The organism is Flavobacterium sp. N2820 (assembly GCF_025947285.1).
GTDB lineage: Bacteria > Bacteroidota > Bacteroidia > Flavobacteriales > Flavobacteriaceae > Flavobacterium.
The window spans coordinates 652705-666486 of the sequence record NZ_CP110008.1 but is presented as its reverse complement, the minus strand read 5'-3'; the positions used below and the strand labels follow the sequence as shown (position 1 = coordinate 666486).

The 13782-nt window shown below is 30.5% G+C and carries 13 protein-coding genes; 1 reads left to right on the top strand and 12 read right to left on the bottom strand.

Annotated features, from left to right (window positions below; all coding sequences use genetic code 11):
- Positions 1-13: 13 nt before the first annotated feature.
- The 9 genes from OLM52_RS03120 to fabG all read right to left on the bottom strand — a co-directional run bounded on the left by OLM52_RS03120 (position 14) and on the right by fabG (position 10146).
- Complete coding sequence (locus OLM52_RS03120) at positions 14-1414, bottom strand: sensor histidine kinase (protein WP_264549689.1); 1401 nt, start codon at positions 1412-1414, stop codon at positions 14-16.
- Positions 1407-2069, bottom strand: coding sequence for a response regulator transcription factor (locus OLM52_RS03115; RefSeq protein ID WP_264550514.1), 663 nt, complete (start codon positions 2067-2069; stop codon positions 1407-1409). Before OLM52_RS03115 ends, OLM52_RS03120 begins: the two co-directional genes overlap by 8 nt.
- 10 nt (positions 2070-2079) lie before the next feature.
- Positions 2080-3525, bottom strand: a complete 1446-nt coding sequence (locus OLM52_RS03110; protein ID WP_264549688.1) for a DUF3570 domain-containing protein — start codon at positions 3523-3525, stop codon at positions 2080-2082.
- 12 nt (positions 3526-3537) lie between these two features.
- Entirely contained in the window at positions 3538-3747 is a 210-nt protein-coding gene (locus OLM52_RS03105) for a DUF4266 domain-containing protein (protein WP_264549687.1), read from the bottom strand.
- 2 nt (positions 3748-3749) lie between these two features.
- Positions 3750-4733 carry an FAD:protein FMN transferase gene (locus OLM52_RS03100; RefSeq protein ID WP_264549686.1) on the bottom strand — a complete coding sequence of 328 codons (984 nt, stop codon included), beginning with the start codon at positions 4731-4733 and terminating at the stop codon, positions 3750-3752.
- The gene (locus OLM52_RS03095) at positions 4730-5167 is read right to left on the bottom strand and encodes a thioredoxin family protein (protein ID WP_264549685.1); all 438 of its coding nucleotides are present in this window, start codon (positions 5165-5167) and stop codon (positions 4730-4732) included. The genes OLM52_RS03100 and OLM52_RS03095 overlap by 4 nt, the downstream gene beginning before the upstream one ends.
- Positions 5168-5313: 146 nt before the next feature.
- Positions 5314-7272 (bottom strand): LTA synthase family protein, encoded by a 1959-nt coding sequence (locus OLM52_RS03090; protein ID WP_264549684.1) that lies wholly within the window; start codon positions 7270-7272, stop codon positions 5314-5316.
- Between the two features lie 84 nt (positions 7273-7356).
- Positions 7357-9384, bottom strand: a complete 2028-nt coding sequence (locus tag OLM52_RS03085) for a hypothetical protein (protein WP_264549683.1) — start codon at positions 9382-9384, stop codon at positions 7357-7359.
- Positions 9385-9399: 15 nt separating this feature from the next.
- Positions 9400-10146 (bottom strand): 3-oxoacyl-[acyl-carrier-protein] reductase, encoded by a 747-nt coding sequence (gene fabG, locus OLM52_RS03080; protein WP_264549682.1) that lies wholly within the window; start codon positions 10144-10146, stop codon positions 9400-9402.
- 137 nt (positions 10147-10283) lie between these two features.
- On the opposite strand from fabG, the gene OLM52_RS03075 reads away from it, so the two are divergent.
- Positions 10284-11468 carry a cytochrome-c peroxidase gene (locus OLM52_RS03075; protein WP_264549681.1) on the top strand — a complete coding sequence of 395 codons (1185 nt, stop codon included), beginning with the start codon at positions 10284-10286 and terminating at the stop codon, positions 11466-11468.
- Positions 11469-11530: 62 nt separating this feature from the next.
- Here OLM52_RS03075 and sucD read toward each other — a convergent pair whose 3' ends face one another.
- The 3 genes from sucD to OLM52_RS03060 form a co-directional block, all read right to left on the bottom strand.
- Positions 11531-12403: a succinate--CoA ligase subunit alpha gene (gene sucD, locus OLM52_RS03070; RefSeq protein ID WP_264549680.1), complete on the bottom strand. Its 873-nt coding sequence runs from the start codon at positions 12401-12403 to the stop codon at positions 11531-11533.
- 84 nt (positions 12404-12487) lie between these two features.
- Entirely contained in the window at positions 12488-12850 is a 363-nt protein-coding gene (locus tag OLM52_RS03065) for a nuclear transport factor 2 family protein (protein WP_264549679.1), read from the bottom strand.
- A complete protein-coding gene (locus tag OLM52_RS03060) occupies positions 12840-13781 on the bottom strand; it encodes a UDP-3-O-(3-hydroxymyristoyl)glucosamine N-acyltransferase (RefSeq protein WP_264549678.1) in 942 nt (313 codons plus the stop codon). The genes OLM52_RS03065 and OLM52_RS03060 overlap by 11 nt, the downstream gene beginning before the upstream one ends.
- Between the last annotated feature and the right edge of the window lies 1 nt (position 13782).

The window sequence follows — 13782 nt, the reverse complement described above, 5'->3', positions numbered from 1 at the left end:
AAAAACTTAAGAGCTACTTAAGTTTGGCTAAAGGGAAACTTAAAATAAAAGTGGTGCTTTGGTGTAATTTGCTTTCTACAGAGATTTCAAATTTTAGTAAATCACAAAGTCTTTTTACAATTGATAATCCTAAACCTGTTCCTTTAACTTCAGATTGATTTGTTACATCAGAGCGATAAAATGAATTGAATATTTTAGCTATATCACTTGGTGCGATTCCAATTCCATTATTAGAAATTTTAAAGATAATTTGATTGCCTTCATTGGTTAAAATTATGGTTACAACCTCGTTATCATTTGAATATTTTAAAGCGTTTGAAATCAAATTACTCACAATAATTGAAACTAGATAACTGTCGGATTGAATATAAAAATCTTCTGAAAAATTTGTAATTACTTTGAGTTTTTTATACTCTATTTTTTGAGAAAAACGGGTTAAATTATCTAAAATTATTGCGTTCAAATAAATGGTTTCGTTTTTGATGTTTTGTTTTTGATTTTCAAATCGGGCCAAGAGTAATAATTGGTCAACCATATGATTTAATCGATCGACTTCAGAAATGCAAAAATTAATTTTTTCCTCATATTGAATTTGTGTTCTTGGTTTTCGAATCAAAACTTCCATAGTACCTTTCATAACGGCCAATGGAGTTCTCAATTCATGAGAAGCATCAGAAGTAAATTGTTTTTCACGTTCAATTGCATTTTCGACTCTATCTAAAAGATTGTTAATGTTTTTAGATAAAATAAATAATTCATCTTTATTTATTGGTAGTGGAATACGAGTTTTTAAATTGTCTTTTGTTATTTTACTCGAAGTATCAATAATTGTTCGAACTGGTTTGATGCTTTTTCCTGCAAAAAATCTTGCTATTAAAAAGAGTAAAATTAAAATTAATGGGTAAGAAATTAATAGAATATTTTTTAGAATTTTAACAATTTCAAAATCTTCTAATGACATTGCCACTACAAGGTATCCAACAATTTCATTTTTATTGATAATCGCCGTTTGAATTTGTCGAATAGGAATTCCGTTTAACTTGGTGTCGGTAAACTTATTATTTTTATCATTATCTAATAATTCAACATTTGAATTTTTTAAATTGGGTGATTTATCGATAAGTTGTTTATTATTATCATAAAATTCAACAAAAACAGGATTAACACTGATAGAATTATGTTCTCGTGCGCGCCATTGATCCACATGAATTAGATATGTATCATTTTCATCTGTAGTTACATCATCTAAATGTTTGTATAATTCTTCTTGAATCTCCTCATTAACATGCTGATTAACACTGTATTTAACAATGCTAAAAATGGAAAGAAAAACTATTGCAATAAGTATTGAACTGCTCAAGATATAGTTAAAAGCAATTCTGTTTTTAAATGAAAATGAAAAAAAATTAGTCATTGGCAATGTATCCGACTCCTCTAATAGTTTTGATTAGATCTTGATCTTTCGTTAAGTTTAATTTTTTTCGAAGTGCATTCATGAAAACGTCAATGACACCCGTATCGTACTCAAAATGAATATCCCATACATCTTCAATAATTTTATTTCTTGTGCAAACGGTGCCTTTATTTTTTATCAAATATTCCAATAATTCAAATTCACGCTGAGTTAATGAAATTTCATTAGGACCTACAAAGACTTGAAATTTAGATTTGTCTAATGTAATCGTACCCAAAGTTAGTATTTTTACTTCATCTTTAGTTCTAAAATGAATTTTTATACGTTCTAAGAGTTCTTCGAAAGAAAATGGCTTTTTTATGTAATCATTAGCACCTGCTTTTAAACCTTCTATTGTTTCTTGAATGGTATCTTTCGCAGTTAAAAAAATAATAGGAACATCACTATTTTGAGTTCGAATTGCTTTACAAACTTCTAATCCACTTAATTTTGGCAACATCCAGTCCAATAAGACTAAATCAACTTGTTGAGACAATGCTTTTTCAAGGCCTTCTTTACCATCCATTGCTGTGGAAATCGCAAAACCTTCTTCTTCTAGACCTTGTTTTAAAAAATCTATAATTCCTTTTTCATCTTCAACAATTAAAATATGCATATTCAAAGTTTTATTGTTGTACAAATTTTACTCCAAATGTAACAATATTAGCACTTAGACCATCATTTCTGTCGTAATGATTAAACCTAAAATCAATATTTTTTAATCCGAATTTCCAAATTTTAGCGTTTGCAAAAATATCTGTATAATTCAACCCAAATCCATATTGATGTGCATTAAAAGTCGATAAATCATAGTCAGATGTATAATATTTCTCTGTTGATAAATGCGTTTCAAAAGGTGCAAAAAATTTAGATTGTTCTTGCGTATAATATCTGTAAGAAGGAAAAACGGTAAATCTTTCTGATAGTTTAATTGGCAATTCAATACTAGCGGTGTTCGATGTTATTCCCCAATCATCCCAATAGTATCTATAATACGTTCTAAGGGTTAATCGTTCATTCAAATAGTAGTTTAAACGTGCACCAACTGGAATTTTGAAACGTGTATTTGGTAAACGTTCAATGTCGTCTGCTAATTGATAAACACCTGTGTTTTGAGTTGTTTCATAAACAGGAATGTCAGCTGCTTGTCCAATGTAATAATTTGCTTTGTCTGCAAAATATACTCTATGGTATGGTGTTGACAACATTCCTTCTTGATGTAAAATGTCGAAAAATAAAGAAAATTGCATTTTTTTGGTTGCTACTTGAGAAAATCCAAAAGAAGCTGAATATGAATTTCTATTAGTAGAGTTCCAAGTTGTAAAATCTGACGGCAAATAAGCTGTTGATGCATTTCCATTTTGATCTAAAATTGTTACACCGCTAAAAAATCCATTACTTTGAAATCCTGAACCATATTTTGCATATTCATGCAATTCTGTTGCATAAATTGGTCTCCATTGATCTAAGTATACATTTCCTTTAAGAGAAATTTCTGTGTTTTTATTGTTAAATAATTTACTTACTCCTCCGCCAAAACCAATTGAAGTATAATCGTACTCATTAGAAAAAGCTACATCTGCGTTCCAAATAAAATTTCGATCATCGCTACTGTGACTATAATTTACTACCACAGCTGTTAAAGCATCTTGTGCAGAAGCTCCAGACGATGCCTGCCAAGGTGTTCCATAAGGTCCATCAACGGGTGCTCTTCTATCATCATCATCATCATCGTCATCATCGCCACCAGAAGCACCGGAAGAATTAAATGGATTAATATTACTTGACGAAGCCGACGTATATGCTGAAATACCCATATCAACTGTTAATACATCATCATCATTAAGAGGAATTGCTATAGTAATATTTGATGCTAAATCTGTTAATTTTTCGGACCCCATACCACCTGAAACAGAAGAATGGATACCATCTTGTTTGTAATAACTAGCTAAAAAATCTACTTCGATTGACTCTAAGACACGTTTTTTATATACTATTTCAGTTGAATCTTTTTCTTGCGAGAAAGCCAAACAACTCATTAATCCTAAGGCGAATATAAATTTACTTTTCATTTTTATTATTTCTTAATTGCAACCACAACCACCACCTGTTTTTCCTCCATTTGCTCCAGAGGCAGCTTCACGATACACTTGAAAAGTAGTTTCATAACGCTCAGCACTTCTTGCAGAAAGTTTCATTTCTGGATCATTTATATATTGTTTGTCGTATTCTTTTACTGAATTGCATGAAATAGCTGAAAAAACTACTATTAAAGCCAAAATTTTATTTTTCATATTTATTGGTATTTCTTTATATCTATATTTTTGGACACATGTATTGTTCCTTTTTCATCAACAATAATGCATTCTATTCCGTTCAATTGATTGATTAAATCTAAGCCTACCTCTATTCCTAAAACAAATATTCCAGTAGCTAAAGCATCTGCTAATTCCGTTTGCTTTGCAAAAACGGAAACACTAATAATTCCAGTTGCTGGATAACCTGTTCTTGGGTCAATTATATGAGAATATCGTTTTCCATTAAATGAAACATATTTTTCATAACTTCCAGAAGTTTCAACTGCACTGTCATCGAGTGGAAATGTTGCAAATACTTTATTTTTATTTAATGGATTAATAATTCCAACAGTCCAAAATTGTCCGTTTGGTTGTTTTCCCCAAGTATTGATGTCTCCTGAAACATTTACTAATCCCGAAGAGCATCCTTTTTCTTGTAATAAAGCTTTAATTTTATCTGCTATATAACCTTGTCCTATTCCTCCTAATCCCAGTTTCATTCCTTTGTTTTTCAAGAAAATAGTAGTGTCTTTTGAATTTAAGATTATATGTTCAAACCCTACCCTTTCAACCGATTTTTTGATTGCTTCTGGAGAGGGCATTTCTTTCATGCTACCATCAAATTTCCATATTTTATCCATAGAAGCATAGCTGATATCAAAAGCACCCGAAGTTAATTTTGAAATTTTCTTAGCTCTTTCAACCAAATCAAATACCTCTTGATCAACTTTCACAGGAGCAATTCCAGCATTTTGATTTACTTTTGAAATTTGAGTCGTTGGAATCCAATCGGAAATTAAGTTTTCAATACGTTTTACTTCGGCTATAGCCAAATCCGCGAACTGATTTCCCTGAATTGAATCTACGGCAACAACTGTAATTTCAAATGGACTACCCAACAAACTTTGCTTTTTCTTAAAAATTTGTTGTGCAAATGAACTACTTGTTATTAAAACAAATAAAAAAAGTGATACTATTCTCATTTTTTCTCTAATGCGTGAATCATTTTAATGTATTCTTCTGGAGTAACGTTTTTGAATCCCATTTTTCCTAATACTTTTCCACTTTTATCTAAAATCACTACCAATGGAAAACTACCTTCAATATTATATTTTTCGGCTAATTTTCTATTGTGTTCTGTTTGTTCTTTGGATAATTCATTTGCTTTTTTTCTTGGAAAATTTGCTTTGACTAAAACCCATTCTTCATTTGCTTCTTTTTTAAATGCTTCTGATTGCCAAATATTTTTGTCCAATTTAATGCATGGAGCACACCAATCTGAACCCGAAAAAACAATGATTATGTTTTTATCTTGTTCTGATGCTATTTTTTTTGCTTCATCAAAATTTTCTTGCCATTCTTGTGCGAATCCAAAATTTGATATTAAAACTATAAATCCAATTAAAATCTTTTTCATTTTTATTATTTAATAAAGTTGTTTGCAATTAAACAGTTTAGTCTAAAAAAACCCTACCTAAAACATGCTCTATTTATCGTTAACAAAAAAACTAATTATATTACAATAAATTGCACTTGTACTTCGACATTAAGCAAATTTTAAGTTTACTTCAATTTGTTGTTTAAATACAGATAATCAGCCGTTTGATACCATGCGATTGTTTCTTTCTGTTTTGATTTATTCATTGGTATTAAAAGTAAATGATTTGAACTAGAATTCCATTTATAATTGGCATTCTTTTTCTGATTCGATAAAATACAAACATTAGCATTTGTTTTGTGAGCTAATTTTAGATAAGTTCCTATTAAAGCTCTTTCTTTATAGTTCTTATCAAACACATTTGTACCAAAAAAATTAGACGTATAATTCCAATGTAATTGACCAAAAAGTGTTGGAAAAACATCAATTTGACTACATAATTTTGTGACTTTTTGTGGTTGAATTGTATTTTGTCCATAAATAATTGCAGGAATTTGATAGTTTTTGACATCTATTTCGTCTTTTCCGGCACTACTTGCACAATGATCGGCAACAAAAACAAAGATGGTGTTTTTAAACCAAGGTTTGTTTTTTGCTTTAGCAAACATTTGTTGCAATGCATAATCTGAATATTTTACAGCACCATTTCTACCTGTCCCAGAAGGAATATCAATTTTATTTTTGGGATAAGTATAGGGTCTATGGTTTGAGGTAGTCATGATAAAATTCAAGAAAGGTTTATTTTTTTGATGATATTCATCTGCCACTTTTATCATTTTATTATAAATATCTTCATCACAAATACCCCATGCATTCTCAAAAGTTACTTCGTCGTCATCAATATTGTGTCGGGTAGTTTTAATTGCATCACTCAAAATACTACCTCTGCCTCTATCATAAATATCAAAGCCATTTCCACCATAAAAGGCATTCATGTTATCAAAATAACCATCGCCGCCATAGAAAAAATTACATTGATAATTTTTGCTTTTAAATACATTTGAAATGGTGTATAAATTTGCATTATTTGGTCTTTTAACAATGCTTTGTCCAGGTGTTGGTGGAATTGATAAAGTTACAGCTTCCATACCTCTAACGGTTCTATTTCCAGTTGCATAAAGATTTTTAAAAAATATACTTTCACGAGCAATACTGTCTAAAAATGGTGTGATTTCCTCTTGATTACCAAATTCAGTCATAAAACTTCCACTCATGCTTTCAATCAAAATAAAAACCACATTTGGTTTTGCATTACCATCGAGACTATCTGAAATTTTCCGTTTTATCGAATAATCATTTGTTATGAATCTTGCATTTTCTTCTTGTAGGTTGTTTCTAATAATTCTAAAAGCTTCTTCGTCAGAAATTGAAGTATAAAATGTTTTAAAGTCTAATTTATTGTTTCTTAATTCTGCAAAGAAAGAGTAAATTCCGGCTTTTGAAATTTCGTTATTGTACCGATTTGTCGACCATTCTGCGTTTGAATTCGTAACGAAAAGTGTATAGCAACATGTGATAATTAAGGCTACCGCAAAAGGTAATACACGATTTTTAAAAGAAATTTTAGCCGTAAAGGTTTGACTAAATAACTGTTTCGTTAAAAAATAATAAAAAATAACTCCGGTGATCAAAAGCATTGATGGAATTAATACATATAATGGGTAGGATTCGTGAATATTTTGTACGACTTCAAATGTGTAAATTAAATAATCAACTGCCACAAAATTAAATCTGCATTTAAATTCTTCCCAAAATGTGATTTCTGCAAAAAAAGTAAAAACAAAAATGAGCAATGTTAACCCAAAACCAGAGTAAATTATGAATTTATCGAGTTTACTACCCATCCATTTTTGTGGAATTAGTAAAATATAAAAGGTGCAAATCACAAACAAAAAAGACAGTACACCAATATCATAAAATAATCCTATACCTAAAATTTTAGCTAAAGTAAATACAGAAAGCTCAACATCATTTAATTGCCAAATCAAAAAAACTATTCGGAGTATTAATGAAAACAGTAGAAACCAACCTGAAAATCCAAGTAAAAGAGCATATCTTTTAGATAAATATGAAGTAAATTGCATAAAATATAATTTTATACAAAATTGAATTTAAGTCAAAGGATTTGTCTTAAGTATCGCTTAATTACTTCTTAAATTTTGCTTAAGTTAAAGTAAACCATTGTATTTGCGCGTAAACCATTCTGTGGTTAATGCAGTTATTGCTAAAATTAACAACCAAATCCAATCGATTAATGGCGATTTTTGAATAGTTGCTTTTTGGACAGGAATATAATTTTCGTTTTCAAGTAACGAATTAATTAAATTATCCATTTGATTAGGATAAAAAACAGCTCCGTTAGTGTTTGAAGCTAGTTGTTCTAATCGCGATTTATCCGGATTAACAAATTGCTTTTCGATTTCAAAATCCAAGACTTCAAAACTGCCAGAAAAACTAGAGTTTGATTCTTTTTCTGTTACTTTAAACGAATAATTTCCTGCTTCTAAGCCGTCTAAATTTACTTTAAAACTGTTTGTTGATTTAAGTAAGTCATATTTCTTACTCCTTTTTGTTTTTGAATTTGTAACCTGGATTGTTAACTGTGCTTTTTCATCAAATTCATAGTTTTTATTGAAATATTCAGCTGTAATTTCAATGTTTTCACCAGAATTATAGAAACTTTCATGGGTTACATTTAAATTCTTTTTTGAGGCATTTGTAACTAAAAACTGAATGATTTTATCGGTAAACAAATCAAAATCATCAAAAGACTTTTTGTTTAAGTTATTTTCCAATCGCCATTTCCAAATGTTTTCTCCCAATAAATAAGCGCTTCTTTTGCTTCCCTTTTCAGTAAAAGTTAACAATGGATTTTGCAATTGAACATTTCTAATTCGTGCAGAAAGCAGTGTGTTTATATTACTTTTTGCGACAATTGTACCAAATTTATTCTCTAAAGGTGGGAAATTTTCAAAACTAATATTGACTTGTGAAAACAAATTAAAATTCGATTCATAGTTCGCTAAATAATCTTCTTTTTGTGCTGACATTTTAAACAATAAATCATCTTGAACTTGATTTAGAAAATTAAAATCGGTTGTAGTTCCTGTGATGATAAAAGTATTTATTTGAGCCAATTTGTTTTGATCAAAAACAGTTTTAAAAGAAGTATTTGGTTGGTATAAAATCAAAACATTATAATTTTTTAATGATTTGATTTCGTTTGGTTTAAATAGAGTTACTTTACGTTGTTGATTAACTTCAATACTTCGCTTCAAAGCGCTCAAGTCTGGATGGTTTATAGCAGAAATTAATGCAATTTCACTACGCTGATCGATTACTTCAACTGCAAAATTTTTACTATTATTAAACGTGTTTTTTTCTTTGACATTGGAAGAAATTATGGCTTTGTATTTTGCAATTCCAACCTTATCCGCATTTAACAATACCGAAATGGATTGTGCTTTTTTATCTTTTGAAAAATCAACCGTCTGTTTGTGAATGGTTTGATTTCCATTTTGAATAGAAAAAGTTGTCGAAATAGCTTGATTTCCATTGTATTGCAAGAATATTTCAACTGGAAATTTATTTTTTAAAAATGCATATTTATTAACATTGATTTGATTGATTTTCAAATCAAAAACCGTTGTAGTATCGCCTAAAACAACAGGTAAAACACTTGTATTTTCCTGAAAACTAAACACATAATCATTTCCCATGGTTTGATTTCCATCGGTAAACAATACAACAGGATAATTGGTGTTTCTGTATAACTGCTTTAAATTTTTTGCAACACCATCAATATGCGATTGATTTCCTTTAAAATCTAATTCTTCCAATGACTTAAATTCGTCATCAAATGAAAACAATTGTACGTCATATTTTTCTGCAATTTCTTTGTTATCTGATATTCTCTGATACAATTCGTTTGCTTCCTTAGTTGCTTTTAATTCAGAAATTGATTTAGAATTATCAACAACAATTGGCAATGGTGTCTTTCTGATTTCGTTTATTTTTCGACTAATAATTGGATTAATTAGCAATAAAAAGATAGAAAATAAACTAATAAAACGCAGAAAAGCCAAAAACCAGTTCAATTTTGACTGATTTTTGACTTTATATAAATAATGAAAAAACGACAATCCAGCAGCAATAATTACTGATAAGATAAGAAGTAAGATTGTGCTTGTTGTCATTTATAGTTTAAACTACTAAGTTAGCATTCCTCCGTCAACATTAATAACTTGTCCTGTTACATAAGCACTCATTTCAGAGCCTAAGAAAACACAAACATTTGCAACATCTTCTGGCGAACCACCTCTTTTTAATGGAATAGCGTCTCTCCAACCTTTAACCACATCTTCATTTAATTTTGCAGTCATTTCAGTTTCGATAAAACCTGGCGCAATCGCATTACAACGAATATTTCTTGAGCCTAATTCTAACGCAATAGATTTTGTAAAACCAATCATACCTGCTTTAGAAGCTGCATAATTTGCTTGTCCAGCATTTCCTTTAACACCTACTACACTACTCATGTTTACAATAGAACCTTTGCGGTTTTTCAACATAATTTTTTGCACTGCTTTTGTCATATTGAAAACTGATTTCAGATTGATTTCAATTACTTTATCAAAATCCTCTTCTGACATTCGCATTAATAAATTATCTTTTGTGATTCCGGCATTATTAATTAAAATATCTATTGTACCAAATTCTGCAATTACATCATCTACTAATTTATGTGCATCATTAAAATCTGCAGCATTCGATTGATATCCTTTTGCTTTTATACCCAAAGCGTTTAATTCATTTTCTAAAGCCATTGCAGATTCAGCAGATGAACTATATGTAAATGCTACATTTGCTCCTTGTTGTGCAAAAACTTTTGCTATACCGCTACCAATTCCACGGCTTGCACCAGTAATTATGGCAACTTTTCCTTCTAATAATTTCATATTAAATATACTTGTTAGTTTGTTTTCAAATAAAATTCAAATATAGGAATAATTTAAAGTATAAAAAAAAGGATGCTTTTAATTAAACCTTTTTTATTAGATGATGTCTTACAAAAAATAACTTAAAAACTAATTTAATGAAAAACCAACTAGTAAAACTTTGCATGATTGTTTTAATACTGTCTTCATGTAGTAACAATTCAGATGAGAATTATGAAGAAATTGCAACCTATCCTTTTGTGGAAGCTGAATTTGGTTCATCTGTTGATTTAGAAAATTTAGCAAATTATGCCAATCAAGCAACTCCGTCCTATATCACTAAAAACAATTCACAAGGAAATGCAATTACAGACAAAGGTGCAACACTTGGTAGAGTTCTATTTTACGATAAAAACTTATCTTCAAATAATAGCATTTCATGTGCAAGTTGTCATAAACAAGAATTTGCATTTAGCGATAGTACTGTTGCCAGTACAGGAGTAAATGGAACAACAGGAAGACATTCAATGCGATTAATTAATACAAAATTTGCATCAGAAACCAAATTTTTTTGGGATGAACGAGCTTTAAATTTAGAAACACAAACAACAATGCCTATAAAAGACCATGGAGAAATGGGATTTAGTGGCGAAAATGGTGATGAAAATTTTGAGGCATTACTTACAAAATTGAGTGCAATAGGCTATTATAAAGAACTTTTTAAATTTGTTTATGGAACAGAAGAAATTACAGAAGCTAAAATTCAGAATGCATTAGCACAGTTTATTAGAAGTATTCAATCTTTTGATTCAAAATATGATGCTGGTAGAGCATTAGCTGCAAATGATGGTCAACCATTTACAAATTTTACAACTCAAGAAAATCAAGGAAAAAATTTATTTTTATCACCTCCAACTTTTAATGCTACTGGAGTTAGAACTTCTGGTGGATTAGGTTGTGCAGGTTGTCATAGAGCTCCAGAATTTGACATTGATCCAAATTCATTGAATAACGGAATTATTGGAAAAATATCAGGTACAGGAATTGATATTACAAATACAAGAGCGCCATCACTTCGTGATTTAGTAAAAGTAGATGGAACTCCAAACGGACCAATGATGCATACAGGTGTGATATCTGATTTGCAAACCGCCATTGGACATTATGGCACAATAAATTTAGCCCCTGGAAACACTAATTTAGACCCAAGATTAAAACCAAATGGTTTTGGTCAACAATTAAATTTAACAGCAACCGAAGTAAATGCTGTCATAGCTTTTTTGAGAACGTTATCAGGTTCAGATGTTTATACAAATTCAAAATGGTCAAATCCATTTAATTAAAAAACAATCAAACAAAAAAAATCCCGCTTTCAGCGGGATTTTTTATATATGTAAGTAAGAGATTACCCTAAAACTTCTTTGACTTTTTTACCAATTTCTGCTGGAGAATCAACCACGTGAATTCCGTTTTCTCTCATGATGCGTTTTTTCGCTTCTGCTGTGTCATCCGCACCACCAACAATTGCACCTGCGTGACCCATTGTTCTTCCTTTTGGTGCAGTTTCACCCGCGATAAAACCAACAACTGGTTTACGATTTCCGTCTGCTTTTACCCAACGAGCAGCGTCTGCTTCTAATTGACCACCGATTTCACCAATCATGATGATGATTTCAGTTTCTGGATCGTTCATTAATAATTCTACTGCTTCTTTAGTAGTTGTTCCAATAATTGGGTCTCCACCAATTCCAATAGCTGTTGTAATTCCTAAACCTTGTTTTACAACTTGATCCGCTGCTTCATAAGTTAAAGTACCCGATTTAGATACAATTCCAACTGTTCCTTTTTTGAAAACAAAACCTGGCATAATACCAACTTTAGCTTCTCCTGGTGTAATTACACCTGGACAGTTTGGTCCAACTAATCTACAATCTCTTCCTTTAATATAATCGTTTGCTTTAATCATATCAGCAACCGGAATTCCTTCTGTGATAGTAATAATAACTTTAATACCTGCATCAGCTGCTTCCATAATAGCATCAGCTGCAAATGCTGGTGGTACAAAAATAATCGTTGTATCAGCTCCAGCTTTTTCAACAGCATCTTTAACTGTATTAAAAACAGGTCTGTCTAAATGAGTAGTTCCTCCTTTTCCTGGAGTTACACCACCAACAACATTTGTTCCGTACTCAATCATTTGTGAAGCGTGGAAAGTTCCTTCGCTACCTGTAAAACCTTGTACAATTATTTTTGAATCTTTATTAACTAAAACGCTCATGATATATGAATTAAATTGTGTTTAAATTTGTGATGCAAAAGTAAGTTTTTTACCAAATACACACGTAATATTTACTATATTTTTTTAATTAGGTTTGCTAATTTGGTATCCTTTTTTAATTTTATGGTCTTCAAATTCCCAAATGACAATAATTTTAGCAATTAAAAAGAATTCTTTGGGATTTTCAATCGTAGTAACTTTATGATTATACTTTACTACAATTTGATTTTCTTGTTCAATGAAATGTGAAATTTCCATGAAAGAATCAATGTAATTTTGTTTTAATTCATTAGCTAAATGAATAACATCAGCTTTTTGAAGTAATAATGTACCTTCTGAGCTGTCCCATTCTAAAATAAAATCATTGTGTAAAAGGGTCTCAAGAAAAGTGGTATTTCTTATTCCATCTTCTTTGTACAAAAACTCAATGCGTTCTTTATTTGTCATTTTGTTTTAATTTTTCAATAATTTCAGGAATTCGTTTCACGTTAGCCAATTGTTTTAATTTCTCACGCGATTCTTCAATTGGTGTTCCAAAATAGGTTTTACCGCCTTCAATTGACTTGGTAACCCCTGTTTGTCCCATAATTACAGCTTTTGAACCAATAGTTATACCACTTGTAGTTCCTACTTGACCCCAAAGCGTTACTTCATCTTCAATAATTACACAACCTGCAATTCCTGTTTGCGAAGCAATTAAACATTTTTTGCCAATAACTGTATCGTGACCCACGTGTACTTGGTTGTCAATTTTAGTTCCCGCGCCAATAGTTGTATCGCCAGTAACACCTTTATCAATTGTACATAAAGCACCAATACCAACATTATCTTCAATAACTACTCGTCCGCCGGAAATTAATTGATCAAAACCTTCTGGACGTTTTTTGTAATAAAAAGCATCAGCGCCTAAAATAGTTCCAGCATGAATCATAACATTATCACCTATTACAGTGTTATCGTAAATAGTAACATTTGGGTGAATTAAGCAATTTTTACCGATTTGAACATTATGTCCAATGAAACAATTCGGTTGAATTACAGTTCCTTCACCAATTGTAGCCGAATCAGAAATAGCTGAATTAGAGGATTGAAAAGGTCTGAAATGTTTGGTAAGTGTATTGAAATCTCTAAAAGGGTCATCAGAAATCAACAACGCTTTTCCTTCAGGGCATTCTACTTCTTTATTAATTAAAACTATAGTAGCAGCCGATTGAAGAGCTTTATCATAATATTTTGGATGGTCAACAAAAACAATATCACCTTTTTCAACCACATGAATTTCGTTCATGCCTTGTACTGGAAAATTTTCGTCGCCCACAAAATTACAATTGATAATTTGTGCTATTTCTTTAAGAGGATACGTTTTTGGAAATTTCATT

Bases quoted from the DNA above. Each gene is read 5' to 3' on its own strand.
- OLM52_RS03115 (WP_264550514.1), bottom strand. From the start codon at position 2,069: ATGCATATTTTAATTGTTGAAGATGAAAAAGGAATTATAGATTTTTTA.
- OLM52_RS03075 (WP_264549681.1), top strand. From the start codon at position 10,284: ATGAAAAACCAACTAGTAAAACTTTGCATGATTGTTTTAATACTGTCT.
- OLM52_RS03090 (WP_264549684.1), bottom strand. From the start codon at position 7,272: ATGCAATTTACTTCATATTTATCTAAAAGATATGCTCTTTTACTTGGA.
- OLM52_RS03110 (WP_264549688.1), bottom strand. From the start codon at position 3,525: ATGAAAAGTAAATTTATATTCGCCTTAGGATTAATGAGTTGTTTGGCT.
- fabG (WP_264549682.1), bottom strand. From the start codon at position 10,146: ATGAAATTATTAGAAGGAAAAGTTGCCATAATTACTGGTGCAAGCCGT.
- OLM52_RS03100 (WP_264549686.1), bottom strand. From the start codon at position 4,733: ATGAGAATAGTATCACTTTTTTTATTTGTTTTAATAACAAGTAGTTCA.
- OLM52_RS03105 (WP_264549687.1), bottom strand. From the start codon at position 3,747: ATGAAAAATAAAATTTTGGCTTTAATAGTAGTTTTTTCAGCTATTTCA.
- sucD (WP_264549680.1), bottom strand. From the start codon at position 12,403: ATGAGCGTTTTAGTTAATAAAGATTCAAAAATAATTGTACAAGGTTTT.
- OLM52_RS03120 (WP_264549689.1), bottom strand. From the start codon at position 1,414: ATGACTAATTTTTTTTCATTTTCATTTAAAAACAGAATTGCTTTTAAC.
- OLM52_RS03060 (WP_264549678.1), bottom strand. From the start codon at position 13,781: ATGAAATTTCCAAAAACGTATCCTCTTAAAGAAATAGCACAAATTATC.
- OLM52_RS03085 (WP_264549683.1), bottom strand. From the start codon at position 9,384: ATGACAACAAGCACAATCTTACTTCTTATCTTATCAGTAATTATTGCT.
- OLM52_RS03065 (WP_264549679.1), bottom strand. From the start codon at position 12,850: ATGACAAATAAAGAACGCATTGAGTTTTTGTACAAAGAAGATGGAATA.
- OLM52_RS03095 (WP_264549685.1), bottom strand. From the start codon at position 5,167: ATGAAAAAGATTTTAATTGGATTTATAGTTTTAATATCAAATTTTGGA.